This is a genomic window from Bradyrhizobium cosmicum (assembly GCF_007290395.2).
In the GTDB taxonomy this organism is placed as follows: Bacteria; Pseudomonadota; Alphaproteobacteria; order Rhizobiales; family Xanthobacteraceae; genus Bradyrhizobium; species Bradyrhizobium cosmicum.
In genome coordinates, this window is record NZ_CP041656.2 from 7,035,410 (window position 1) to 7,058,136 (window position 22,727).

Genomic DNA, 22,727 nt, shown 5'->3' on the forward strand with positions numbered 1-22,727 from the left:
TAGAGCGAGGGCTCAAATCCCCAAATACTTATGCTGCAGATCCGGCTCGGCCATCAGCTGGTCGGACGTGCCGCTCCACACCGTCTTGCCGCGCTCGATGATGTAGTGGCGGTCGCAGATGCGGGCGAGGTGGTCGACGTTCTTGTCGACGACCAGGATCGACTGTCCGCGGCTCTTGAGCAGCGACAGGCAGCTCCAGATTTCCTCGCGGATCAGCGGGGCGAGGCCTTCGGTCGCTTCGTCCAGGATCAGCAGCTTCGGATTGGTCATCAGCGCGCGGCCGATCGCGAGCATCTGCTGCTCGCCGCCGGAGAGCTGGTTGCCCATGTTGGAGGCGCGCTCGGCGAGCCGCGGGAACATCACGTAGATGGCGGCGAGCGTCCAGGGATTGGCGCTATCGAAGCGATCGGCGGCGGCCGCAACCAGGTTTTCGCGCACGGTGAGATTCGGGAAAATCTGGCGCCCCTCGGGGACGAGGCCGACGCCGAGCTTGGCGATACGGTAGGACGGCTGCGTCCGCACCTCCGTGCCGGCAAAACGGATGCTGCCCGCGCGCGCCGGCGTCAGGCCCATGATGGAGCGGATGGTGGTGGTCTTGCCCATGCCGTTGCGGCCCATCAGCGAGACCATCTCGCCCGATTTGATCGACAGCGACAGGCCGAACAGGACCTGGCTGAGGCCGTAGCAGGTCTCGATGCCGTCGACGTCGAGCAGCGCGTCAGCCATCATGTCTTCAGCCATGGTGCGTCACCACATGCTGGTCGCCGAGATAGGCGCGCTTGACCTCGTCGTTGGCGCGGATCGCGGCCGGATCGCCCGAGGCGATGACGCGGCCATAGACCAGCACCGTGATGCGGTCGGCCAGCGCGAACACCGCGGGCATGTCGTGCTCGACCAGGACGATCGAGACCTCCTTGCGCAGCTCCTGCAGCAGCTTGACCATGCTCTGGGATTCGGTGACGCCGAGGCCCGCCATCGGCTCGTCGAGCAGCAGCAATTTCGGCTTGCTCGCGAGCGCGACCGCAAGCTCGATCTGGCGGCGCTCGCCATGGCTGAGCCTGGACACCAGGATATCGGCACGATGCAGCAGCCCGACGCGGTCGAGCGCGGCATGGGCGGCATCGCGCAGGCCCTTTTCCTTGCGGGCATTGGCGAAGAAACGGAACGAGTGGCCTGCATGCGCCTGGGCCGCCAGCGCGACATTGTCGGCGGCAGTGAAATCCAGCAGCAGCGAGGTGATCTGGAACGAGCGGGCAAGGCCCAGCGCGCAGCGACGATAGGCCGGCAGATAGGTGATGTCGCGGCCGCCGAGCGAGACGCTGCCGGAATGCGGTTCGAGATGCCCGGTGAGCTGGCTGATCAGCGTGGTCTTGCCGGCACCGTTCGGGCCGATGATCGCATGCAGCTCGCCGGCCGCGACGTCGAGCGACACGTGATCCGTCGCGATGATGCCGCCGAAGCGGCGCACCAGTCTGTCGACCCGGAGCAGAGGCTCAGCCACGATTGAACCTCCCGAGCAGGCCCATGATGCCGCCGCGGCCGAACAGCACGATCAGCAGCAGCATCGGCCCCATGATCAGCGCCCAATATTCGGTGAGCTGCGACAGGAACTCCTCCAGCAGCAGATACACCACGGCGCCCATGACGGGACCGAACAGCGTGCCCATGCCGCCGAGGATCACCATCACCATGAGATCGCCGGACCGGGTCCAGTACATCACGGCCGGGCTGATGAAATCGGTATTGTTGGCGAGCAGCGCGCCGGCGAGGCCACACATCATGCCGGAGATGACGAAGCAGACGAGCTGGTAGCGCTTCGCCGGGAAGCCGATCGCCTGCATGCGCTGCTCATTGGAGCGCAGTCCCTGCACGACCAGGCCGAAGCGCGAATTGGCGATGCGCCAGATCAGGAAGATGACACCGAGGAGGCAGGCGAGGCAGAGATAGTAGAACTGAGTGCGATTGCCGAGATTGATCAGCCCGGAGAAGTCGCTGCGCTTGTAGACGGTGAGGCCGTCGTCGCCGCCGTAGCGCGCCAGGCCGGAGGCGACGTAATAGGCCATCTGCGCGAAGGCGAGCGTGATCATGATGAAATAGACGCCGCGGGTGCGCAAGCTCAGCGCGCCGATCACCAGGGCATAGAGCGCGGAGGCAGCCAGCGCGACTGGAAACTGGATGAAGCCGGAGCCGACGCCTTCCTGCGCGAGCATGCCGACGGCATAGCCGCCGATGCCGAGATAGGCGGCATGGCCGAAGCTCATCATGCCGCCATAGCCCATGATGAGGTTGAGGCTCGCGGCCGCCAGCGCCAGGATGACGATGCGGGTGAACAGCGTCAGGATGAAGACGTTGCCGGATGCTTGCGAATACAGCGGCAGCAGCATGAGGCCGGCCAGCATCAGGGCCGTGACGGCCTTGCTCACGGTGATAGTTTTCATCGACGATTGGCCGGAAACAGCCCCTCCGGCCGCACCACCAGCACGATCGCCATCAACAGGTAGATCAACATGGAGGACAGCGCGGGCGCGGCGGTGGAAGCAGCGGCGCCGCTCAGCACCTGCCGCAGCAGATTGGGCAGGAAGGCACGGCCGAGCGTGTCGATCATGCCGACGAAGATCGCGGCAAGGAACGCGCCGCGGATCGAGCCGATGCCGCCGATCACGATGATGACGAAGGCGAGGATCAGGATGTTCTCGCCCATCCCGATCTGTACGGTGAGGATCGGCGCCTGCATCAGGCCGGCAAGGCCGGCGAGCGCGGCTCCAAGGCCGAACACCAGCGTGTAGAGCAGCTTGATGTTGATGCCGAGCGCGCCGATCATCTCGCGGTTGGAGGCGCCGGCGCGGATCAGCATGCCGATGCGGGTGCGCATCACGCCGAGATAGAGCAGCAGCGCGACCAGCAGCGCCACCACGATGATGGCGAGGCGATAGGCCGGATAGTGAATGCCGGGCAGGATCGGCACCGGCACGGTCAGCCAGGCGGGCAGCGGCAGCGCGAGGCCGGCCGGGCCCCAGATCAGGCGCACCGCTTCATTGAAGAACAGGATCAGGCCGAAGGTCGCGAGCACGTGGTCGAGATGGTCGCGACCATAGAGATGCCGCAGCGCGCTCATCTCCAGCACGATGCCGAGCAGAAGCGTGGCGCCGAGCGCCAGCAGCGCACCGAGCAGGAAGCTTCCGGTCGAGGCCGCGAAGGTCGCCGCGAAATAGGCGCCCATCATGTAGAGCGAGCCGTGCGCGAGGTTGACGAGATCCATGATCCCGAACACCAGCGTCAGGCCCGCGGCGAGCAGGAACAGCAGCAGGCCAAACTGCAATCCGTTCAGGAACTGTTCGACGACAAGCAGCATCAGAACTCTTTCAGGCGCACGCGGTGTCGCGCCGATGTTCGAACACGGTCGCCATCAGTGAAAGAGCTCCCCCTGCCTCTGCAAGGCGGAAAAATGGGTAATGGCAGTATCGTTCCGAGGCAAGAGCGATTCCGCGCCAGACATGCACTTTGTTGCATCCGGACGCGTGTGGTCGAACACGCCTTGCTCAAGTCTTCAACAAATCCCTGCAAGAAAGCTGCCGAGCGGCGTGGGGCAACCTGCCGCACCCAAACAATCACCCTCCCCGCGGCAGGCCGTGGGGAGGGTGTGAATTCGCCGGAGTGACGAAGAGGACGTCTAGTGCGACGTGATCTCCCGGGAATGGTCGTCCCGTTCGGGATGCATGCTGTCTGCCGTCGAGGCCTCAAGGGCCGCCATCCGGAACAGATAGGCGAGCGTCGCCAATCCGGAGTCGTCCGCCATTTGCGCGAGCTCGAGCGCCATGTCGGACATGTAGCCGAGATTCTCGTCCCTGGTCTGCGCCATGGTCTGGGTGTCCCGCATCATGTTCGTCATCTCAAGCGCTCTTTCGTTGCGCGGCAGCGAGGCCGCAGAGGTTGGCACGGGCAACGGCGTCCAGACGCGGGCCGTCCTGTCGCACGATCGACGCGACGCCGATGCGATCATGCAGGGCGTCGACCGTCTCGCGGCGAATGTCGATGGTTGCCGCCATGGTCCAGGCGTTCTCCACCAGAGCCGGCAGTCCAAGCGGGGTCACGATGAAGCCGGCCTCGTGGAAGCGCGGCAACCACCAGGTCTCCATGATCGCGCTGACCTGCGCGATGCCTTGATTGAGGCAGAACTCCTGCACCGCCGCCATCAGCTGCAGGTTGAGCGGGCCGTCGCGGCGGTCGCGGACGACGAAGTAGCGCGACCACTCCCACACCAGCGGGTCAGCCGGGCAGCCGCGCACCGCGGCCAGATGCGGAAAGACCTCGCTCATCATCGAGGGCTTGGTCGTCGGGTAGAGCCGGTGACCGCCAATGACGCGGCGCCCCTCCAGCGCGAGCAGGTAGACCGTGTCCTCGTTGTCGTAGGAATCGATCTCGCGGCCATCCGGCTTGCGCAGCGTGTCCCAGTGCCGCTCCTCGACGAAGATGTCGTGGCGCAGCCGGAAATGCTGCTCGAGAACGTCTTGGTAAAGGTGGCGATTGACCGCAGAAATTGCATGAATCATGAAAACCCCCATTCAGCCTCAATGGGAGTCAGCCTCTGTGAAAAGAGGCAGGCTCGATACTGGGAAATTTCCCAGTATGTCGCTCAGGGAGTGATGATCTTGTTGCGAATCGCCAGCGCGACCGCATGCGTACGGTTGACGGCACCCAACTTGCGCGCAGCGGTTGCGAGATGCTCTTCGGCGGTGCGCTGCGTGATGTGCAGGATCTCGCCGATTTCCCAGGCCGACTTGCCCTGCGAGGCCCACGCGATCACCTCGCGCTCGCGCGGGGTGAGACGGGCCGGGGGATACGGCACCGGCTGGAGCAGGCGGCGGATGTGGTCGAAGCCATACATCGCCATCAAATGCAGCGCCGGCTTGCTGCGGGCATTGAGATCGAGATGAACGCCGCCGAGCGACACCGCGGCCTCGTAGCCGGTCAGCCCGTGGATCGGCACTATGAAACCGCGCGACATGCGAAAATCGCCGGCGCGGTTCATCACCTCGGCCGCATCCGGTTCCAGGTCGGCGTCATACGGCGCTTCCGCCCATTCGAACGGGTTGACCGATTGCCGGCACAACCGCACCACCGGATCGACACGATCGTAGTTGTTCCGGGTGTAGAGACTGAACCATTCTGCCGGCCAGCGCTTGGCCAGCACCATCTGCGCAAACCGTTGATCGGGATTCGGCAATCCCGTCACGATGATGGTTTCGAAGCCGAAGCGGCCGAACGCCGTTTCGAGCGCATTCATGGCGTCCGGGACCTTGCGATAGGTCCCGAGGCCCTCGATGAAGTCGAGCGCCTCCCGGCCATAGTCTACGGCGGACATCGGTGCGTTTCCTGACCCACGCCTTCCCGTATAGCACGTATTTGTGGGCTGCCTCAATTTGCTGCTCCCGTAGTTTTGCGGCCCCGTTCGATCCGAGAATTTAATCTACTTGTGGAAGAAGTGACGCCAAGTTACACCTGTGGCGTCTAAAGCGGGAAAACCACGATGGAAGACGAGGACATCGCCCTCAACAGCGTGCTCGGCCTTGAACTGAACCGCGTGTTTTTTGCCGTCCACGAAACGGCGAACAAGCAGAAGATCATCGAGTTCGCGCGCGAGGTGCTGCAAAGCGAGCACACGGAGCGGCCCGGCAGCGTGTCGCCGGAAGGACCGGCGAGCTAGAGCGCACTCGAGGCAAATGCGACGCCGATGAAACAGATCGCGCGCCGATGCCCCGTCATTCAAACGGGCTGATTTTAGTCGAAACAATCCGATCTCGAGGCTGGCTCTTTCCTTCTCCGCTCGTGGCAGAAGGCTGATGAGCTTGGCCGCGTTCCCGTGTCTCGGACGCAGCGCAACGTCTCTTCGACGATGCCCATCACGCTGCTCGTGAGATGACCGCCACAAACATGAGGTTAGGTTTGTTGGATAAACGGGTCATTGTGCAAGGCAAGGGAAAGGCTATCGTCGCACGAAAGCGCCTTGAAAGCCCTCTTGAAAATCCGCTGGAATTGAGCGGATTTCCCCGCTAATGGCCGGGACGAAGGCTCCCAGCGAGACGATAGAAAGCCATGTCCAAGCGCGGATACGCCGCCAGCAAGAAGCTCCTCACCGGCCTGATCGGCGCGCCGATCGCGCATTCCGCATCTCCCGCCATGCACGAGCGCGCCGCCGAGGCCCTCGGCCTGCGCTGTCACTACCAGCTCATCGAAGTCGCCGGTGCCGACGCGGCCGGGCTCGCCATGATGCTCGAAGGCGTGCGGCGCCTTGGTTTCGCCGGCGTCAATGTCACGTTCCCCTATAAGGAGGCGGTGGTGCCGCTGCTCGACGCGCTGGCGCCGGGCGCTGCCGCCATGGGCGCCGTCAACACCGTCGTCGTCAAGGACGGACGGCTGACCGGCCATAACACCGATACGACCGGCTTTGCGCGTGCGGTGGCGCCGCTGCTGGCGCCGTCCGGCAACGCCGTCGCCGTGATCGGTGCTGGCGGCGTCGGCAAGGCGATCGCCTTCGCGCTGGCGAGCCTTGACGTGACCGACATCCGCATTTTCGACAGCGAGCTTGCGCGCGCCGCGACGCTGGTCTCCCTGCTTGCCCCGCGGGACGGCGCGAAGGTAGCCGCAAGTGTCGAGGATGCACTGCATGGCGCAACCGGCCTCGTCAACGGCACGCCGGTCGGCATGTTGCCGAACCGGGACACCCCCGTTGCAGTCACGCTGCTGCACGACAAATTGTGGGTGACGGACGCGGTGTATTCGCCGCTGATCACGCCGCTGCTCGCCGCGGCGCAGGAGCGCGGCGCGCGGATCATGACCGGACGGGAGCTCGCGATTTACCAGGCCGCCGACGCCTTCGAGCTGTTCACCGGCCTTGCTCCTTCGACCGAGATCATGGGCGAGGCTTTCGACGAGGTGATGGCGGCGCGAAGTTCGACCTATCGCGCAGCGTCATCGCGGCCCGGGGGCATGCCGGGGGTGTAGGCTCCATCCACGCCGTCATTGCGAGGAGCGAAGCGACGAAGCAATCCAGAATCTTTCCGCAGAGGGATACTGGATTGCTTCGCTGCGCTCGCAATGACGGTGTGTGGAAGCAGCGCCTTACCCCAACCCTCTCCCCGTAGGAACGGAGAGAGGGGAGGAGAGAGCAAACTCACTTCATCGCGCACTTGTCGTGGAAACGATCCTGGTCGTTCTCCACGATCGTTGCGACCGTCTTCAGCGAGAGCTGGCCTTCGCCGTCCTTGACCACGTCCTGGAGATAGAAGCTCTGCACCGGGATGTGGTTCTTGCCGTACTTGAAGGGGCCGCGCAGCGACTTGAAGTTGGCCTTCTCCATCTCGGCCTTCATCGCGTCCTTCTTGCTGGTGTCGCCCTTCACCGCGACGACGGCGCTGTTGATCAGCTGGGCCGCGTCATAGGCTTGTGCGCCGTAATAGGTCGGACGCAGGCCGGGATACTTCTTGCGATAGTCGGCGACGAAGCGCTTGTTCTGCTCGTTGGGCAGGTCGTTGACCCATTCCTGCGCACCGGGAACGCCGAGCGCATTTTCCTTCTGCAGCGGCAGCGACAGCTCGTCGACGGTGAACGCCGTGTAGAGCGGCATCGTGCTCTTCAGGCCGGCCTGCGCATATTGGTTGAGGAACTGCACGCCGGCCGCGCCGGGATAGAACACGAAGATCGATTCCGCGCCCGAGGCGCGCGCCTTGGAAAGCTCGGCGGAGAAGTCGAGCTGGCTCGGCCAGACCGTGTATTCCTCACCCTTGACCTCGCCCTTGAACGTGCTCTTGACGCCCGCGAGCATGTCCTTGCCGGCCGCGTAGTTCGGTCCGATCAGGAACACGCTCTTGACGCCCTTCTGGTTCATGTAGAGGCCCATCGCGGCCGGCGTCTGGTCGTTCTGCCAGGAGGTCGAGAACACGTAAGGGCTGCACAGCTCGCCGGCGAGCTGCGACGGGCCGGCATTGGCCGAGATCAGGAAGGTCTGCGAGTCGACCGCGGTCTTGAGCGAGGCCAGCAGCACGTTCGACCAGATGTAGCCGACGATGAAATCGACCTTGTCGGACTGCACCAGCTTCTCGGTCTTCTGCTTGCCGACATCGGGCTTCTGCCCGTCGTCCTCGTAGATCACTTCGACCGGCTTGCCGTCCATCTTGCGGCCGATGTGGTCGAGCGCCAGCTCGAAGGAGTTGCGCATGTCGTTGCCGATCACGGCGGTCGGACCGCTGAAGGTCGAAACGAAGCCGATCTTGATGGTGTCGCCGGCGAATGCCGGGCTTGCCAGCGTGAGCGCAGCCGCACCCGCCAGCCAGAATGCCGTCCTCATAACCACTCCCCTCCTTATTATTGATCCCGGCAGCAGGGTGATCGCCGCCCCGGGTCGTCTCTATTGAACGCAAAATCTGTCGAGCCGCCAATGGCTCAGCGCCTGTCTCTGCACCATATTTCGCCCCAATCGCGGATGGCAAGAAATATAATTCTACTCACTTGGTCCAAGGCTGCGGCGCTTTCTCGCGGCGGATCGATACACCCCGCCTATGCCGCGATTGATGACGGCTATTGGACTATGGCGCCGAAAGCGCACTTACATGAAGGAGAGCAGCAGCGAGATTCGAGGCAGATCATGGCCGCTACCCCCCATCGCGTCGTCATCGTCGGAGCCGGCTTCGGCGGACTGGAGGCGACTTACCGGCTTGCGGGCGCGCCGGTCGAGATCACGCTGATCGACCGCCGCAACCATCATCTGTTTCAGCCGCTGCTCTACCAGGTCGCGACCGCCTCGCTCGCGACCAGCGAGATCGCCTGGCCGATCCGGCACCTGATGCGCGACCGGCGCGAGGTAACGACGCTGTTTGCGACCGTCAGCGGCGTCGATGCCGACAGGCGCTGCGTGCTGATCGATGACGGCAGCGAGGTGCCCTATGACACGCTGGTGCTCGCCACCGGCGCACGCCATGCCTATTTCGGCCATGACGAATGGGAGCAGTTCGCGCCCGGCCTGAAGACGCTGGAGGACGCGACCACGCTGCGCCGTCATATCCTGCTGGCATTCGAGCGCGCCGAGCGCGAGACAGATCCGGTCAGGCGCGCGGCGCGGCTGACCTTCGTCATCGTCGGCGCCGGTCCCACCGGGGTCGAGCTCGCCGGCACCATCGCCGAGATGGCGCATCACACCCTGCCCGGCGACTTCCGCAACATCGACACGACCAAGGCGCGCGTGGTGCTGATCGAGGCGGGGCCGCGCGTGCTAGCTGGATTTCCCGACGATCTCTCCGCGTATGCGCAGGCGTCGCTCGAAAGGATCGGCGTCGAGGTCGTGCTGGGACAGGCGGTCACCGAGATCAATCGTGAGGGCGTGGTGTTCGGCGGCAAGCTGCTCGAAGCAAAGACTCGCATCTGGGCCGCCGGCGTTCGCGCCTCACCCGCCGCGGAATGGCTGGGCGCACCAAGCGATCGCGCCGGACGGGTCCAGGTCGAGGCCGACCTGACCATCCCCGGCCATCCCGAGATCTTCGCGATCGGCGACACCGTCCTGATCAACGCCTGGGAGGGCAAGCCGGTGCCCGGCATCGCGCCGGCGGCGAAGCAGCAGGGGCGCCATGTCGCCGAAACCATCAAGGCGCGGCTGCGCGGCGCACCGACCAGAGCGTTCCACTACAAGCACTCCGGCAGCCTCGCGCAGATCGGCAAGCGGCTCGCGGTCATCGACTTCGGCCGCATCAAACTGCGCGGCACCATCGCGTGGTGGATCTGGGGCATCGCCCACATCTACTTCCTGATCGGCCTCCGCCACCGCCTCAGCGTCGCGCTGAGCTGGCTGTGGATCTACGCACGCGATCAACGGGCGGCGCGGCTGATCACGCAGGGGTCAAGCAAGGTGGTGTAGGCTTTCTTCTCCCTCTCCCCGTTCTTACGGGGAGAGGGTTGGGGTGAGGGGCCTCTCTCCGCGGATGAGACTTATCGAGGGACCTGTACCCCCTCACCCGGGTCGCAAGAGCGATCCGACCTCTCCCCGCAAGCGGGGAGAGGTGAAAAGCGCGCAGCTCCGCCTACTTCACCAATTCGCACCCACCCTCTGCCAGCGGCCGGAACGCCTGCTCCGCCGGAATGGTCGAAACCAGCTTGTAGTAGTCGTACGGATATTTCGACTCCTCCGGCTTCTTCACCTCGAACAGATACATGGGATGCACGACGCGGCCGTCCTGGCGGATCGCGGTGTCGCCGAACAGTTTGTCCTTGCCTTTGAACTTCTTCATCTGCCGCACCGCATCCTTGGCGTTGTCGCTGCCGGTCTCGGCGACCGCGTTGAGATAAGCCAGCGTGGAGGCATAGACGCCGGCCTGGTTGCCGCTCGGCATCTTGCCGTTCATGCCGGGTCGCGCGGCGAAGCGTTTTGCAAACGCGCGGGTGTCGTCGTTCATGTCCCAGTAGAAGGCTTCCATGAGCTGGAGGCCCTGCGCGACCTTGATGCCCATGCCGTGCACGTCGTTGATGAAGAGCAGGAACGCGACGAGCTTCTGCCCGTTCTGCTGCACCCCGAACTCGGCCGCCTGCTTCACCGCATTGATGGTATCGCCGCCGGCATTGGCAAGGCCGATCACCTGCGCCTTCGAGTTCTGCGCCTGCAGCAGGAAGGAAGCGAAATCGGAGGTGCCGAGCGGGTGCTTCGAGGAGCCGAGCACCTTGCCGCCGTGACCCTCGATGTATTTCTGCGCTTCGGCCTCGATGCCCTTACCCAGCGCGTAGTCGACCGTGAGGAAATACCAGTCCTTGCCGCCGCGCGACATCATCGCGGCCGCCGTGGTGTTGCCGGTGGCCCAGGTGTCGTTGACCCATTGGATCGTGTTGGGGGAGCACGCCTTGCCGGTGAGATCCGAGCTTGCGGTCGACGACGCAAGGAAGGTCATGCGGCTGTCGCGCAGCAGCGTGTTGATGGAGAGACCGACGGCCGAATTCGGCACATCGACGATGGCATCGACGCCTTCGACATCGAGCCATTTGCGCGCGATGGCGTTGCCGACATCGGCCTTGTTCTGGTGGTCGGCATAGACGATCTCGACCTTGATGCCTTTACCGCCGCCGTTGAAATCCTCGGCCGCCATGCGCGCAGCTTCCACCGAGCCCATGCCATTGGTATCCTGGAAGATGCCGGAGATGTCGTTGAGCACGCCGACGCGCACGACGTTGTCGGAGATCTCGGCGCTCGCCACGCCGCCGATCAGGCTCGCGGCCAGCGCGAGCGTCCATTTCAGATTCTTCATTATTCCCTCCCCTGTTGATTGTTTTCGCCGCCGGTCGTCAGGCGGGCGTGATCGTCACCGGCAAGCTGTCGAGCCCGCGCAGCGTGTTGTTGAAGCGGCGCTTCGGCTCGCCCGTGATCTCAATGCTGGCGACACGGCGGGCCAGGGCCGACAGCATGGTCTCGCCTTCGAGCCGCGCCACCAGTTGGCCGACGCACATGTGAATGCCGGAGCCGTAGCCGACATGGCCGGAGGTGCGGCGGGTGACGTCATAGCTGTCGGGCTTGTCCCAGCGGCGGGGATCGCGATTGGCCGCCGCAAGGAACATCAGCACCTTCTCGCCCTCGCCGATCGTTGCGCCGGAGAGTTCGACCTCACGCGTGGTGGTGCGGAAAAAGGTCTGCACCGGGCTTTCGAACCGCACCGCTTCCTCGAAGGCGTTGCGTGCGAGCGTGAGGTCGCCGCGCAGCCGTTGCCATTGCTCCGGGAAACGCGCGAGGCAGTAGACCGCAGCGCCGATGCCGTTGACGGTGGTGTCGAGGCCGGCCGACAGGAGCGAGCGCACCAGCAACGGCGCCTCGGTCGCCGTGATCGCGCCCTCGTCGACATGGGCATGGATACAGGCGCCGATGCCGCCGGGCGTCAGGTTGTCACGCTGGCATTGTTCGGTGACGTAAGCCTGATGCGGCGCCGAACGCGCGATGGCGTCCTGGCGCAGCTGGTTCGGCGGGCCGAAGGCGTTGAACACGACGCTCGCATAAGGGATGAGATGCTCGCGTCCCTCGGGCTTCAGACCGAGCGCATCCGGGAAGATCGAAAGCGGATAGGCTTCGGCAAGATCCGTGATCGCATCGAAGCTGCCCTTGTCGAGCAGCGCGTCGACCCGCTGCTCTGCGACGGCGGCAAAGCGGTCACGCAACCCCTTCATCACGGTCGGCGACAGCACCTTCGACAACACTGCGCGGGTGCGAGTGTGCTCGGGCGGATCGGCCTCCAGGATCAGGCTCGGCGGCCGCCACGGCGTCTCCTTCTTGAAGTCGGACAGGCCGACGCCGCGGCTGGAGCAGAAGGTCGCGGGATCGTTCAGGACGGCATGGACTTCGGCATAGCGCGCCACGCCATAGAGCTTCCACTTGTCGAGATAGACGACCGGGCCGGTCTCGCGCAGAAGCTCGTGCGCGGGGTAGGGATCGGCGAAAAAATTCATGTCGAAGGGATCGACATCGACATGCGGGACGCCTGATGTCGCGAAGCCAGGTGCGCTCATGAAACTCCTCCCTCATTTTGATCTTGTGAAAGGGCCTCGCTTGCCCTTAGGTCTGCGGACATCCCGCGAGTCGAAACCCCGATATGCCGCCGTCCTCGACCAGAGCCCGCCAGAAGCCTGCGCCCATGGAGGCGGGACCGACGCTCGATCTCGATCGCTACGTTCCGGCGTTCATCACCTTCATCGCCAACAAGCTCTCGAACAGCGCGACCGCTTTCTATCAGAAGCAGTTCGGCGTCAACGTCACGGAATGGCGGATCATGTCGCTGCTCGCGATCGAGCCGGGCATCCCGGCCTCGCGCATCTGCCACGTGATCGGTTTCGACAAGGGCCCGGTCAGCCGCACGCTGGCGGGCCTGGAGAGGCGCGGGCTGGTGTCGATCCGCACCGATCCGAACGACGGCCGCACCCATTCGATCTCGCTCACCACACGGGGCCGCGCCACCCATGACAAGGTGATCGTCGCCGCGTTCGAGCGCGAACGGCGGTTGTTGTCGTGCCTGAGCAAGGACGAGCGCGAGGTGCTGATCGATCTGCTGCGCCGGCTGCACGAGAATCTCGGCGCGGTGACCGGCGGCAGCGACGCCTGACGGATCGCGCGCCGGGCGCGATCCCCCGTCAAGTCCAGGCATACGCCGGCATTTGCCCGCGGCACCCCTTCTGCCGAGCATCGTTTCCTCCGTGACAGGCGCAGCGGTTCCCCCGCCGTCATCCTTGTCTGGAACGGTTCGCACAAATTAGTTGCCTCGGCAACAAAAGAATCATGCAGGATATTGCGGCAGGATGGCTGGCATGTTTGGCCGTGTCCCGGACGCGCTGCAGCGTGAAACGCTGCTGCGCAGAGCCGGAACCCATGCGACTACGCGCACGACGAGAGATGGGCCCCGGCTCAGCAGCGCATCACTGCGTGCTGCGTTGCGTCCGGAGCACGAGAGCAGCTACTGGTTCAGTCGCTACAGCCCAACCCACTCCGCCGACGCATCGTCGTTCAGCCGCATCACCGCATCGGCCCGCCGCGTCAGCACCGCGCGTTGGTTGATGTAGCCCTTGTCCGTGATCTCGCCGCCGTCGACAGATGGCGGCTCGACAAGCAACAGCCCCCGCGTCGCATGGCCGGAGGAGTTCGCGCCCTGCTGCTTCAGTTTGGCAAGCCCCTGCGCGATCGCGGTCCTGACCCTGTCATGACCAAGCACGTCGCTCACGCTCGCCGTCTCGGGCAAGCCGGCATGCGCACGACACGCGACAACATTCGGGAACACCAGGAAGCGCACCTCGTCGCCGCCATGGCCCGCGACGACGATGTCCTGCGCGAGCGGTGCCAGCGCGGCAATGCCGGCAACGCGCAGCGTGCCGACATTGACCCAGGTACCGGAATTGAGCTTGAAGTCTTCCGCGACCCGGCCATCGAAGAACAGGCCGCGCTCGGGCCGAGCTGCATCGGCCAGCTTCACGGCATCGCCGATGAGATAAAAACCCTCTTCGTCGAACGCCTGCTTCGTCAGCTCGGGCGCCTTCCAATAGCCCGGCGTGACATTGGGGCCGCGCACGCGCACCTCCAGCTTGTCGCCGGACGCGACAAGCTTCAACTCGGTGCCGGGAATCGGCACGCCGATATTGCCGGAGCGGTCTGCGAGGAAATGGCAATCGGTCGCCAGCGGCGAGGTCTCGGTCGAGCCCCAGGCCGAGACCATCGGCAGCGGGTGGCCGACGGTTTCAATGGAGAGCTGTTCGAGCGCATCCCACAGATTCTGCGGCAGCGCCGCCCCCGCATAGAAGGCGAATTTCACCTCGCTGAAGAAGCGGCGGCGCAGCCTCTCGTCGCCGCGCAGCGCCGCGATCAGCATGTCGAAGCCGCGCGGCACGTTGAAATAGACCGTCGGCATCACGCTTCTGAGATTGGCGAGCGACGTGGTGAACAGGCCGGGCGCGGGCTTGCCGCCGTCGATATAGAGCGAGCCGCCGTTGCGCAGCACCAGATTGAAATTGTGGTTGGCGCCGAAGGTATGGCTCCAGGGCAGCCAGTCGAGGATGACGAGATCGCCGCCGCCCTGCTCGAGAAAAGTCCAGGTCTGCGCCTTGGCCTGCTGGCTCGAGGTCAGCATGCGCTGGGTGTTGATCACGGCCTTGGGCGTGCCGGTCGAGCCCGATGTGAACAGGAATTTTGCGATCGTGTCCGGCGTCACCGCGGCTAAAGCCCCTGCGACATCACCCGTTTCAGGCGTTGCCGCGATGTCACGGAAGGCCAGAGCATCGGCATCGCCGGATTTGCCGCTGATGATCTGCGCTTCGTGCAGCGGCTTGATCGCGGCCAGCGCCGCGGCAAACGGCTTGTTCGCAGAGACATAGATCGCACCCGGCTGAAGGAGCGAGATCATGCTCTTGAGCTTGTCGAAATCTCTCGACATCAGCGAATAGGCAGGCGAGATCGCGGCCGAAGGCACGCCGACATGCTGGGCGGCGAGCGCGAGCAGCGCATGGTCGATGCTGTTGTCGGAGAGAATGACGACGGGGCGCTCTGCGCTGAGACCCTGCGCCAGGATCCAGGACGCCGCCGCGCGGACCCGCCGCAGGGCGCCCGCGTAGGTCATGGTGGCCCAAGGGGTATCGGCGCTGTCACGCTCGGCGAGGAAGATCGTGTCGGGCGTCTGCCGCGCCCATTGCTCCAGCCAGTCGCCAGTACAGCGCCCGCCGTCGCGCAAGGGCTGAGGCGAGCGCAACACGATGCTGCCGTCGGTGCGATGCTCTGCAACGGTCCTGGGCGTTGCGAACAGGCTCGCAGCGTCACCGCGTGTGGCGGTTGTCATGGTTTCCTCCTCGCCCGTACCGGTGATGGGCCGCAGCCTCGTTCCGGGCCGCTTTGGCCATAATGTTGGGCATGGTAATTGTTGTCGTCAACAACAATCTTCCGGCCGACCAGCGAAGAGGCTAAGGTCGCACGGCAGGAGACATGATGTGACAGCCAGCACTGCCCGAGCCGAGCGCCGCCCCTCCCCACGCAAGCGCGCCGGCAACGGCGCGGCGCGGCAACACGACGCGGACGAGATCGGCCTCGACGCACTGGTCGGGCACGCCGGCTACGCCGTGCGGCGCTTCCAGATCTGGATCTTCCAGGACTTCATCAAGACGCTTGGCGACGTCGATATCCGGCCGACGCAATATTCGGTGCTGACCGTGATCGGCGCCAATCCGGGGCTCTCGCAGATGGCGGTGGCAAAGCGCCTCGGCATCGAGCGCGCCCGGCTGGTGCACCTGCTCGACAGCCTCGAGCAGCGCAAGCTCGTGAAGCGGGTCAAATCGAAGACGGACCGGCGCTCCCACGCGCTGCATCTCACCGCGCCGGGCGAGACGGCGCTGACGAAGTTCAAGCGCCTCGCTGCCGAGCACGAGCGGCATGTCGAGGCGAAGATCGGCAAGGAGAACCGCGAGCGGCTGCTCCAGATCCTCGCGGGCTTCACCTGAAGCCACTGCCCACGATTTGTGCAAATGCCCGGAACGGGGCGCTGGCACGGCGGCTCAATCATTCATCGAAATATTACCCAAGCCACTGATCTAACGGTAGTATCCGCAGGAGCCATCCTGCCCGGATTCTGTACACAATGGCACATCGCTTGCTTCAATCCGGGTGGGACCTGTTGCCGGAGTTTTGTCACCATGGGGGCTGAGCAGCCTGAAACGATCGCCGCGATTGTGGCCGCGCATCGCGCGGGCATAGTCACGCCGGCGCAGACGATCGCGCGGACCTACCAGCGCATCCGCGACCACAACGATCCCGCATTGTTCATCAGCCTGCGCGACGAGAAGGACGCCGTTGCGGAAGCCGAACGGCTGAGCGCGAAGGATGCCGCCGGCCTGCCGCTCTACGGCGTCCCGGTTGCGGTGAAGGACAATATCGACGCGCTTGGATTTCCGACCACGGCCGCCTGCCCGGCCTTCTCCTACACGCCAACCCATGACTCGACCGCGGTGGAGCGCCTGCGCGCGGCCGGGGCAATCATCATCGGCAAGACCAATCTCGACCAGTTCGCGACCGGCCTCGTCGGCGTGCGCTCACCCTACGGCATTCCCAGAAATTCGATCCGCGAGGATCTCATTCCCGGCGGCTCGAGCTCGGGATCCGCCACCGCCGTCGGCGCCGGCCTGGTGCCGTTGTCGCTCGGCACCGACACCGCCGGCAGCGGCCGCGTGCCGGCGATGCTCAATAACATCGTCGGGCTGAAGCCAAGTCTCGGCATGATCTCGACCGCGGGTCTTGTGCCGGCGTGCCGCACGCTCGACTGCATCTCGGTGTTCGCGCTGACGGTGGACGATGCCGCACTCGCGCTGTCGGTGATGGCCGGGCCCGACCAGGCCGATCCGTTCTCGCGCGACAGGCCGCTTGGCGCGCTCACGCCGTTTCCGTCCAACATGCGCCTCGGCGTGCCGCGCGACGGCCAGCTGATCTTCTTCGGCGACAAGAAGGCGGAGGCCGCTTACGCCGATGCATTGAAACGCTGGACGTCACTCGGCGCAACGCTGGTGGAGTTCGACCTCGAACCGTTCTACGAGACGGCGCGGCTGCTCTATGAGGGTCCCTGGGTCGCCGAGCGCTATCTCGTGATCAAGAATCTGCTAGCGTCCGCGCCCGATACGATCCATCCCGTCACGCGCGAGATCACCGCGGGCGGGGCGCGGCTCACGGCGGCGGACACCTTCTCCGCGCTCTATCGCCTGCAGGGCCTGCGCAAGATCGCCGAGCGGACGTTTGCCAATATCGATGCGCTGGTGCTGCCGACGGCGCCGACGGCGTATACGACCGCGCAGGTGCTGGCCAATCCGATCGAGCTCAACAGCCGGCTCGGCACCTACACCAATTTCGTCAATCTGCTCGACCTCTGCGGTCTTGCGGTGCCGGCGGCGATGCGCGCCGACGGCATTCCATTCGGCATCACGCTGCTGGCGCCCGCTGGACGTGACGCACTGCTCGCGAGCATCGGGCGGGTCTTCCATGCGGATACAAAATTGACCGTGGGTGCGAAGGGCGTGCCGCAAGCGCCGCTCGCGCCGCTTCCAGCAGATGGCGGCGACGAGATTCCGATCGCGGTCGTCGGCGCGCATCTTTCCGGCATGGCGCTGAACGGTGAATTGAAGGCGTTGAACGGCAAGCTGATCGAGGCGACCAGCACCACGCCGGACTACAAGCTCTATGCGCTCCAGACCACGCCGCCGAAGCCGGGCCTGCTGCGCGTCGAGGCCGGCAAGGGCGCGTCGATCGAGCTGGAGATCTGGTCGCTGTCGTCGTCCGCCTTGGGCAGGTTCGTCAATGCGATTCCGGCGCCGATGGCGATCGGGACGGTGCGGCTTGCTGATGGTCGCAGCGTGAAGGGATTTCTCGTCGAGCCGGAGGTACTGGGCGAAGCGCGTGATATCACCAGCTATGGCGGCTGGCGCAAGTTCATGGCGGAATCCGCGACGGGGTAGCTCGCGTGAACGGTGCGAGCCTCACAAAGACTGTCGTCCCGGACAAGCGCAGCGCAGATCCGGGACCCATCACCACAGGGAGACGTTTGGCGAAGGCTCTGAGTTAAGAGCTTCGCACCATAACCACGCCCTGTGGTTATGGGTCCCCGCCTTTGCGGGGACGACACCGAATATGTGGCATATGCCGTCGGCTACACCGACACCGCGTAAATCTCATACTCCCCGCGCACCAATTCGATATGCGCGCGCATGGCGGCGGCGGCGCCCTGCTTGTCGCCGCGCATGATGGCGACGACGACGCGATCGTGCTCCGCTTGCGACTTGGCGAGACGGCCGAGGTTGCGGAACTGGGCGCGGCGGAACGGCTGCACGCGAACGCGGGTGGCCAGCGTGATCTCGGCGATGTAGCCGTTCTGCGATCCCGCATAGATCGCGTTGTGGAAGCGTTCGTTGACCTCGTGGAAGCGATCGGGATTGCCGGCGTAGCTTAGCACCCGCAGCTCTTCGTGCACGGCCTCCAGACCGTGGCGCTCGACGGCCGACATGCGCTCGGCGGCAAGGCCGGCGCACATCGCCTCGAGCTCCGCCATCGCCTCGAACATGCTCTTCAGCCGCTCGATCGAAGGCTGCGCCACCACCGCGCCGCGATGCGGCCGTGCCTCGACCAGGCCGCTCGCCACGAGTTGGCGCAGCGCCTCGCGCACCGGGGTCCGCGACACGCTGAAGCGCCGCGCGATGTCGGTCTCGTCCAGCGGGGAACCGGGGGCCAGGGCTCCACGCACGATCTCGTCAGCAAGCTGCAGACGCAGTTCCTCGGCACGCGTGACCTTCTGTAGCGACGGCAGCGCCCGGTCGACGCGCGGCACCACCGGCTCGGCCGGCAGTGTTCCCTGCGGAAGATCGTCAAGCGTCATCAGGTCAGGTCTCTTTCGACTCGTCGATGATGCTGACATGGGCGGCGACGACGCGCCAGCCCTCCGGGAAGCGAATCCAGGTCTGCATCTGCCGGCCGACCTTGCCGGGAGCCGTGTCGCGATAGAACAGGGTGGAAGCGACCGCCGTGTCGCGGCCGTAGCTGGTGATCACGGTCTTGGCGGTACGGCGGTTGAGGCCAACCGGCGAACGACCGGCGCGGAAGCCGGAGATCGCCGCGTAGCCGTAGAGGTTCTCGCCGATGCCGTAGCGTAGCGTGCGAGGATCGTCGCGGAACAGCTCGCCTAGCACGGCGACGTCGTTGGTGATCAGCGCCTGCTCATAACGATCGAACGCGGCTTTGACTTCCGCGATCACGTCGGGGAGATCGATCTCCATTCCAGATTCCTCTCAAAGTCCCCTTGGCGCGGGCGCGGCGACGACGCCCATCTTCTCCAATGCATACGCGACGCGCAGCGCGATGTCCTCGCGCCAGGGCGCGGCGATGATCTGCACGCCGATCGGCAGCGGCTCGAGCGGCACGGGAACCGCGACCACCGGCAGGCCGATGAAGGAGATCGGCTGGGTGTGAATGCCGATATTGGCGCGCACTGGCAGCTCGACGCTGTCGAGATTGAAATTCACCTGACCGAGCTTCGGCGCGGTACAGGGCGTCGCGGGCGCGATCAGCACGTCGACCGATCTGAACAGCTCGGCAAGCTGCGCGCGATACCAGCGGCGGAACTTTTGCGCGCGATCGACTAGCGGCGCGGGCACCATGGCACCCGCGATCAACCGGTCGCGCACGGCAGGATCGAAATCACTCGGACGCTTGCGGAGGCGGTCGAGATGCAGCGAGGCGCCTTCGGTGGTGGAGATGACATAAGCCGCCGCACGGGCCCGTGCGGCCTCGGGAACCTCCACCACGCGCGTGGCGTTCAGCGCCTTGGCGACGCGGCTGACGGCTTCGACCGCCTCCGGAAAAACATTCTTCTGGAAGTAGCCGCCGGCGATCGCGATGCGCAGGTCCGACACCGGATTGGCGAGCAGCGGCGTCGTCGGCTCCAGACCGCGCGTGGTGCAGGCGGCATCGTCGGCATCCGGTCCCTGCATCGCGTCATAGGCGAGCGCGAGATCGGTGACGGAGCGCGCGAACGGGCCGAGATGATCGAAACTCGCGACGAACGGAAAGGACCGCGCGCGCGACAGCCGGCCATAGGTCGGCTTCAGGCCGAAGATGCCGCAGAACGACGACGGCACGCGGATCGACCCATTGGTGTCGGAGCCCAGCGCGATCGGCACCAGTGCGCCGCCGACGGCGCTGCCAGAACCGCCGGACGAGCCGCCGCTCATCCGCGTGGTGTCGTGCGGATTGCGCGAGGGACCGTCATGGATGTTCTCGCCAGTGAAGTCGTAGGCGTATTCACCCATGTTGAGCGCGCCGACGAGAACTGCACCGGCGGCTTCCATGCGCTCGATCAGCGTGGCGTCGCGGTTGGCCGGCGCGCGATCGCGATTGATCTTCGAGCCGGCGCGGGTGGGAAGACCCGCAACGTCGAACAGGTTCTTGACCGCGAAAGGCACGCCGGCGAGCGGACCGACGTCCTTGCCGGCCGCGATGTCGGCATCGATCGCGCGCGCTTTGGCACGGGCACGTTCGGCGGTGACGTCCGTGAAGGCGTTGAGGGCGCCGTCGTGCTGCTTGATGCGCGCGAGCGCGGCCTCGGTCGCATCGAGCGCGGACAGTTTGCCGCCGGCCACCGCCTTGGCGATGTCGGCAGCGCTCAAATCTGGCTTGGCTGTCATGGCGGCGTCAGACGGCGAAGATCGGCGCCGGCTCGGTCTCGTCCGGCAGCGCGAATTCATCGACCAGGCGGGCGAGCCGCAGCGAGACCTCGAGATTGGCGCGCACCGCCGGCCTCCAGGCATCCTCGACCGGCAGCGCCAGCGCTTTGGAAACGGCGTCGATATAATCGTCCAGCGGCTCGGCCATCACTCTCTCAAACTCTCTAACGTTCGTCAGTGAGCCGGCAACGGCGGATGCGGGATCGCCGTCAGCAGCTCCTTGGTGTAGTCGTCCTGCGGGTCGCTCAAAACCCTCTCGGAAGAGCCTTCCTCGACGATTCGACCCGACCGCATGACAATGACACGATCGCACAACAGGCGCACCACATTCAAATCATGCGAGACGAACAGATAACTCATACCTAGCCGGGCCTTGAGATCCTGGAGCAGGTTCAGCACCACGGCCTGGACCGATACGTCCAGCGCCGCGGTCGGCTCGTCGAGGATGACCAGCTTCGGATGCAGGGCGATGGCACGGGCGATGCCGACGCGGGCCTTCTGGCCGCCTGACAGTTGGTGCGGGAAGCGATCCAGCAGATTGTGCGGCAGGCCGACCATGGTGGCCAGCTCCTCGCAGCGGTCACGGAGCGCATCGCGCCCCCTGACGTCGCCGAGTTGCATGATCGGATCGGCGATGGCGCGCGCGGCGGTAAAGCGCGGGTTGAGGCTGTCGGTCGGGTCCTGGAACACCATCTGGATGCGGCTGCGCTGCGGCAGCCGGGCGAAGTTGGCGGGCTGGATGGCGCCGATGTCCTCGCCATCGAACTGGATCAGGCCCGAGGTCTGGTCGAGCAGCCGCATCACCATCATCGATGTGGTCGATTTGCCGCAGCCGGATTCGCCGACGAGGCCGACGCTCTCGCCATGGCCGATCGAGAAGCTGATGCCGTCGACGGCGCGGAAGACATCCGGTTCCACTGGCGGCTTGCGGCCGAACAGTTTTCCGAGCGTCGCGGTCGCGCCCTGGCGGGGGTACTCCTTGACGAGCTTTTCAATGAGCAGGAGTGGCTTCTGGCTCTCCGCACCCGATACGGCTGCCGGGGCCACGGACGCGGGGCTCGCGGCGGCGAGCGCAGCGCCCTCCTCCTCCGGCAGCAGATCGCGCAGGCTCACGCCGAGCCGCGGCGTCGCGCGCATCAGCTTCTTGGTGTAGGGGTGCTGCGGGTTGGCGAAGATGTCGGCGGCCTTGGCGGTCTCGACCACCCGCCCCTTTTCCATCACCACGACGCGGTCGCAATAGGCGGCGGCCAGGCCAAGATCATGCGTGATCAGGATGGTCGACATCGCCTTGCGTTTTGTGAGTTCGACGATCAGGTCCATCACCGCCTTCTGGGTGGTGACGTCGAGGCCGGTGGTCGGCTCGTCCGCGATCAGCAGTTGCGGATTGCAGGCGAGCGCGAGTGCGATGACGACGCGCTGGCACATGCCGCCGGACAGCTCGAACGGATAGGCGTGATAGCGCTCGCGCGGGCGGGCGATCTTGACCTGCTCCAGTGCCTCGATCGCCCTCTCACCTCGATCAGCGACCGGGGCCTGCTGCACATGGGTGCGCAGCACATCCTCGATCTGGTCGCCGACCTTCCGGATCGGGTTGAGCGCGGCACGCGGGTTCTGGAAGATCATCGAGACTTCGCGGCCGCGCAGGTCGCGCATCTGATCTTCGGTCGCGGCCTTGACGTCGATGCCGGAGAACATCACCGAGCCCTCGGCGATCTTGCCGGCGCGGTCGAGGATGCGCATCACCGCATAGGACGTCACCGACTTGCCGGAACCGGACTCGCCGACGATGGCGAGCGTCTCGCCCTTGGCGACGGAGATGTTGACGTGCTGCACGGCTTTGACGATGCCGCGCCGGGTGGCGAATTCAACGGTGAGGTCCTGGACGTCGAGCAGCGGCTGGGCGGTCATCAACGGCTCCCGTCGCTCACAAGGTCGAGAACAACCCCATGCACAGTAGAGCGGATGTTGAAATCATTGAGGAAATTTAG

Annotated in this window: 22 protein-coding genes; 6 read left to right on the top strand and 16 right to left on the bottom strand. The window is 65.2% G+C overall.

Annotation, left to right across the window (positions count from 1 at the left end; translation table 11 throughout):
- Window positions 1-12: 12 nt before the first annotated feature.
- The 7 genes from FNV92_RS33550 to FNV92_RS33580 all read right to left on the bottom strand — a co-directional run bounded on the left by FNV92_RS33550 (window position 13) and on the right by FNV92_RS33580 (window position 5,362).
- Window positions 13-741, bottom strand: coding sequence for an ABC transporter ATP-binding protein (locus tag FNV92_RS33550; RefSeq protein ID WP_168213434.1), 729 nt, complete (start codon window positions 739-741; stop codon window positions 13-15).
- On the bottom strand, window positions 734-1,501 hold the full coding sequence (locus FNV92_RS33555) for an ABC transporter ATP-binding protein (protein WP_015689178.1): 768 nt from the start codon (window positions 1,499-1,501) through the stop codon (window positions 734-736). Before FNV92_RS33555 ends, FNV92_RS33550 begins: the two co-directional genes overlap by 8 nt.
- Window positions 1,494-2,438 (bottom strand): branched-chain amino acid ABC transporter permease, encoded by a 945-nt coding sequence (locus tag FNV92_RS33560; protein ID WP_143842868.1) that lies wholly within the window; start codon window positions 2,436-2,438, stop codon window positions 1,494-1,496. Before FNV92_RS33560 ends, FNV92_RS33555 begins: the two co-directional genes overlap by 8 nt.
- Window positions 2,435-3,352 carry a branched-chain amino acid ABC transporter permease gene (locus FNV92_RS33565; RefSeq protein WP_143842867.1) on the bottom strand — a complete coding sequence of 306 codons (918 nt, stop codon included), beginning with the start codon at window positions 3,350-3,352 and terminating at the stop codon, window positions 2,435-2,437. The genes FNV92_RS33560 and FNV92_RS33565 overlap by 4 nt, the downstream gene beginning before the upstream one ends.
- A 318-nt stretch (window positions 3,353-3,670) precedes the next feature.
- Complete coding sequence (locus FNV92_RS33570; protein ID WP_143842866.1) at window positions 3,671-3,889, bottom strand: hypothetical protein; 219 nt, start codon at window positions 3,887-3,889, stop codon at window positions 3,671-3,673.
- Window position 3,890: 1 nt separating this feature from the next.
- Window positions 3,891-4,550 (bottom strand): acyl-homoserine-lactone synthase, encoded by a 660-nt coding sequence (locus tag FNV92_RS33575; RefSeq protein ID WP_168213433.1) that lies wholly within the window; start codon window positions 4,548-4,550, stop codon window positions 3,891-3,893.
- A gap of 83 nt (window positions 4,551-4,633) precedes the next feature.
- Window positions 4,634-5,362 (bottom strand): helix-turn-helix transcriptional regulator, encoded by a 729-nt coding sequence (locus FNV92_RS33580; protein WP_143842864.1) that lies wholly within the window; start codon window positions 5,360-5,362, stop codon window positions 4,634-4,636.
- Between the two features lie 165 nt (window positions 5,363-5,527).
- Here FNV92_RS33580 and FNV92_RS33585 point away from each other — a divergent pair, with 165 nt between their 5' ends.
- Together FNV92_RS33585 and FNV92_RS33590 are read left to right on the top strand one after the other, a co-directional pair.
- Window positions 5,528-5,704 carry a hypothetical protein gene (locus tag FNV92_RS33585; protein WP_015689184.1) on the top strand — a complete coding sequence of 59 codons (177 nt, stop codon included), beginning with the start codon at window positions 5,528-5,530 and terminating at the stop codon, window positions 5,702-5,704.
- Window positions 5,705-6,093: 389 nt separating this feature from the next.
- The gene (locus FNV92_RS33590) at window positions 6,094-7,002 is read left to right on the top strand and encodes a shikimate dehydrogenase (RefSeq protein ID WP_143842863.1); all 909 of its coding nucleotides are present in this window, start codon (window positions 6,094-6,096) and stop codon (window positions 7,000-7,002) included.
- 169 nt (window positions 7,003-7,171) lie between these two features.
- On the opposite strand, the gene FNV92_RS33595 is transcribed toward FNV92_RS33590, so the two are convergent.
- Window positions 7,172-8,344, bottom strand: a complete 1,173-nt coding sequence (locus FNV92_RS33595) for an ABC transporter substrate-binding protein (protein ID WP_143842862.1) — start codon at window positions 8,342-8,344, stop codon at window positions 7,172-7,174.
- 297 nt (window positions 8,345-8,641) lie between these two features.
- On the opposite strand from FNV92_RS33595, the gene FNV92_RS33600 reads away from it, so the two are divergent.
- Window positions 8,642-9,904, top strand: a complete 1,263-nt coding sequence (locus FNV92_RS33600; protein ID WP_143842861.1) for an NAD(P)/FAD-dependent oxidoreductase — start codon at window positions 8,642-8,644, stop codon at window positions 9,902-9,904.
- A gap of 163 nt (window positions 9,905-10,067) precedes the next feature.
- Here FNV92_RS33600 and FNV92_RS33605 read toward each other — a convergent pair whose 3' ends face one another.
- Complete coding sequence (locus tag FNV92_RS33605) at window positions 10,068-11,279, bottom strand: ABC transporter substrate-binding protein (RefSeq protein WP_143842860.1); 1,212 nt, start codon at window positions 11,277-11,279, stop codon at window positions 10,068-10,070.
- A gap of 37 nt (window positions 11,280-11,316) precedes the next feature.
- Entirely contained in the window at window positions 11,317-12,525 is a 1,209-nt protein-coding gene (locus FNV92_RS33610; RefSeq protein WP_143842859.1) for a cytochrome P450, read from the bottom strand.
- Between the two features lie 83 nt (window positions 12,526-12,608).
- Between FNV92_RS33610 and FNV92_RS33615 the strand changes: the two genes are divergently transcribed.
- On the top strand, window positions 12,609-13,115 hold the full coding sequence (locus tag FNV92_RS33615; RefSeq protein ID WP_143842858.1) for a MarR family winged helix-turn-helix transcriptional regulator: 507 nt from the start codon (window positions 12,609-12,611) through the stop codon (window positions 13,113-13,115).
- A gap of 363 nt (window positions 13,116-13,478) precedes the next feature.
- On the opposite strand, the gene FNV92_RS33620 is transcribed toward FNV92_RS33615, so the two are convergent.
- Entirely contained in the window at window positions 13,479-15,329 is a 1,851-nt protein-coding gene (locus tag FNV92_RS33620; RefSeq protein WP_168213432.1) for a feruloyl-CoA synthase, read from the bottom strand.
- A 148-nt stretch (window positions 15,330-15,477) separates the two neighbouring features.
- On the opposite strand from FNV92_RS33620, the gene FNV92_RS33625 reads away from it, so the two are divergent.
- A complete protein-coding gene (locus tag FNV92_RS33625; RefSeq protein WP_015689192.1) occupies window positions 15,478-15,984 on the top strand; it encodes a MarR family winged helix-turn-helix transcriptional regulator in 507 nt (168 codons plus the stop codon).
- 192 nt (window positions 15,985-16,176) lie between these two features.
- On the top strand, window positions 16,177-17,982 hold the full coding sequence (gene atzF, locus FNV92_RS33630) for an allophanate hydrolase (protein ID WP_143842856.1): 1,806 nt from the start codon (window positions 16,177-16,179) through the stop codon (window positions 17,980-17,982).
- Window positions 17,983-18,173: 191 nt separating this feature from the next.
- On the opposite strand, the gene FNV92_RS33635 is transcribed toward atzF, so the two are convergent.
- From FNV92_RS33635 to FNV92_RS33655, 5 genes are read right to left on the bottom strand one after another with little or no spacing between them, the layout of a single operon-like run.
- Window positions 18,174-18,896, bottom strand: coding sequence for a GntR family transcriptional regulator (locus FNV92_RS33635; RefSeq protein ID WP_168213431.1), 723 nt, complete (start codon window positions 18,894-18,896; stop codon window positions 18,174-18,176).
- A 4-nt stretch (window positions 18,897-18,900) separates the two neighbouring features.
- Window positions 18,901-19,293: an oxalurate catabolism protein HpxZ gene (gene hpxZ / locus FNV92_RS33640; RefSeq protein WP_143842854.1), complete on the bottom strand. Its 393-nt coding sequence runs from the start codon at window positions 19,291-19,293 to the stop codon at window positions 18,901-18,903.
- A gap of 12 nt (window positions 19,294-19,305) precedes the next feature.
- A complete protein-coding gene (locus FNV92_RS33645) occupies window positions 19,306-20,700 on the bottom strand; it encodes an AtzE family amidohydrolase (protein ID WP_168213430.1) in 1,395 nt (464 codons plus the stop codon).
- Window positions 20,701-20,707: 7 nt separating this feature from the next.
- Entirely contained in the window at window positions 20,708-20,887 is a 180-nt protein-coding gene (locus tag FNV92_RS33650) for a DUF4089 domain-containing protein (RefSeq protein WP_015689197.1), read from the bottom strand.
- Window positions 20,888-20,913: 26 nt separating this feature from the next.
- Window positions 20,914-22,647 carry a dipeptide ABC transporter ATP-binding protein gene (locus FNV92_RS33655; RefSeq protein WP_143842852.1) on the bottom strand — a complete coding sequence of 578 codons (1,734 nt, stop codon included), beginning with the start codon at window positions 22,645-22,647 and terminating at the stop codon, window positions 20,914-20,916.
- Between the last annotated feature and the right edge of the window lie 80 nt (window positions 22,648-22,727).

What these genes read in the sequence shown, in the direction of transcription:
- FNV92_RS33550 (WP_168213434.1), bottom strand. Translation starts at nt 741, where the DNA reads ATGGCTGAAGACATGATGGCTGACGCGCTGCTCGACGTCGACGGCATC.
- FNV92_RS33560 (WP_143842868.1), bottom strand. Translation starts at nt 2,438, where the DNA reads ATGAAAACTATCACCGTGAGCAAGGCCGTCACGGCCCTGATGCTGGCC.
- FNV92_RS33565 (WP_143842867.1), bottom strand. Translation starts at nt 3,352, where the DNA reads ATGCTGCTTGTCGTCGAACAGTTCCTGAACGGATTGCAGTTTGGCCTG.
- FNV92_RS33570 (WP_143842866.1), bottom strand. Translation starts at nt 3,889, where the DNA reads ATGACGAACATGATGCGGGACACCCAGACCATGGCGCAGACCAGGGAC.
- FNV92_RS33575 (WP_168213433.1), bottom strand. Translation starts at nt 4,550, where the DNA reads ATGATTCATGCAATTTCTGCGGTCAATCGCCACCTTTACCAAGACGTT.
- FNV92_RS33580 (WP_143842864.1), bottom strand. Translation starts at nt 5,362, where the DNA reads ATGTCCGCCGTAGACTATGGCCGGGAGGCGCTCGACTTCATCGAGGGC.
- FNV92_RS33585 (WP_015689184.1), top strand. Translation starts at nt 5,528, where the DNA reads ATGGAAGACGAGGACATCGCCCTCAACAGCGTGCTCGGCCTTGAACTG.
- FNV92_RS33590 (WP_143842863.1), top strand. Translation starts at nt 6,094, where the DNA reads ATGTCCAAGCGCGGATACGCCGCCAGCAAGAAGCTCCTCACCGGCCTG.
- FNV92_RS33595 (WP_143842862.1), bottom strand. Translation starts at nt 8,344, where the DNA reads ATGAGGACGGCATTCTGGCTGGCGGGTGCGGCTGCGCTCACGCTGGCA.
- FNV92_RS33600 (WP_143842861.1), top strand. Translation starts at nt 8,642, where the DNA reads ATGGCCGCTACCCCCCATCGCGTCGTCATCGTCGGAGCCGGCTTCGGC.
- FNV92_RS33605 (WP_143842860.1), bottom strand. Translation starts at nt 11,279, where the DNA reads ATGAAGAATCTGAAATGGACGCTCGCGCTGGCCGCGAGCCTGATCGGC.
- FNV92_RS33610 (WP_143842859.1), bottom strand. Translation starts at nt 12,525, where the DNA reads ATGAGCGCACCTGGCTTCGCGACATCAGGCGTCCCGCATGTCGATGTC.
- FNV92_RS33615 (WP_143842858.1), top strand. Translation starts at nt 12,609, where the DNA reads ATGCCGCCGTCCTCGACCAGAGCCCGCCAGAAGCCTGCGCCCATGGAG.
- FNV92_RS33620 (WP_168213432.1), bottom strand. Translation starts at nt 15,329, where the DNA reads ATGACAACCGCCACACGCGGTGACGCTGCGAGCCTGTTCGCAACGCCC.
- atzF (WP_143842856.1), top strand. Translation starts at nt 16,177, where the DNA reads ATGGGGGCTGAGCAGCCTGAAACGATCGCCGCGATTGTGGCCGCGCAT.
- FNV92_RS33635 (WP_168213431.1), bottom strand. Translation starts at nt 18,896, where the DNA reads ATGACGCTTGACGATCTTCCGCAGGGAACACTGCCGGCCGAGCCGGTG.
- hpxZ (WP_143842854.1), bottom strand. Translation starts at nt 19,293, where the DNA reads ATGGAGATCGATCTCCCCGACGTGATCGCGGAAGTCAAAGCCGCGTTC.
- FNV92_RS33645 (WP_168213430.1), bottom strand. Translation starts at nt 20,700, where the DNA reads ATGACAGCCAAGCCAGATTTGAGCGCTGCCGACATCGCCAAGGCGGTG.
- FNV92_RS33650 (WP_015689197.1), bottom strand. Translation starts at nt 20,887, where the DNA reads ATGGCCGAGCCGCTGGACGATTATATCGACGCCGTTTCCAAAGCGCTG.
- FNV92_RS33655 (WP_143842852.1), bottom strand. Translation starts at nt 22,647, where the DNA reads ATGACCGCCCAGCCGCTGCTCGACGTCCAGGACCTCACCGTTGAATTC.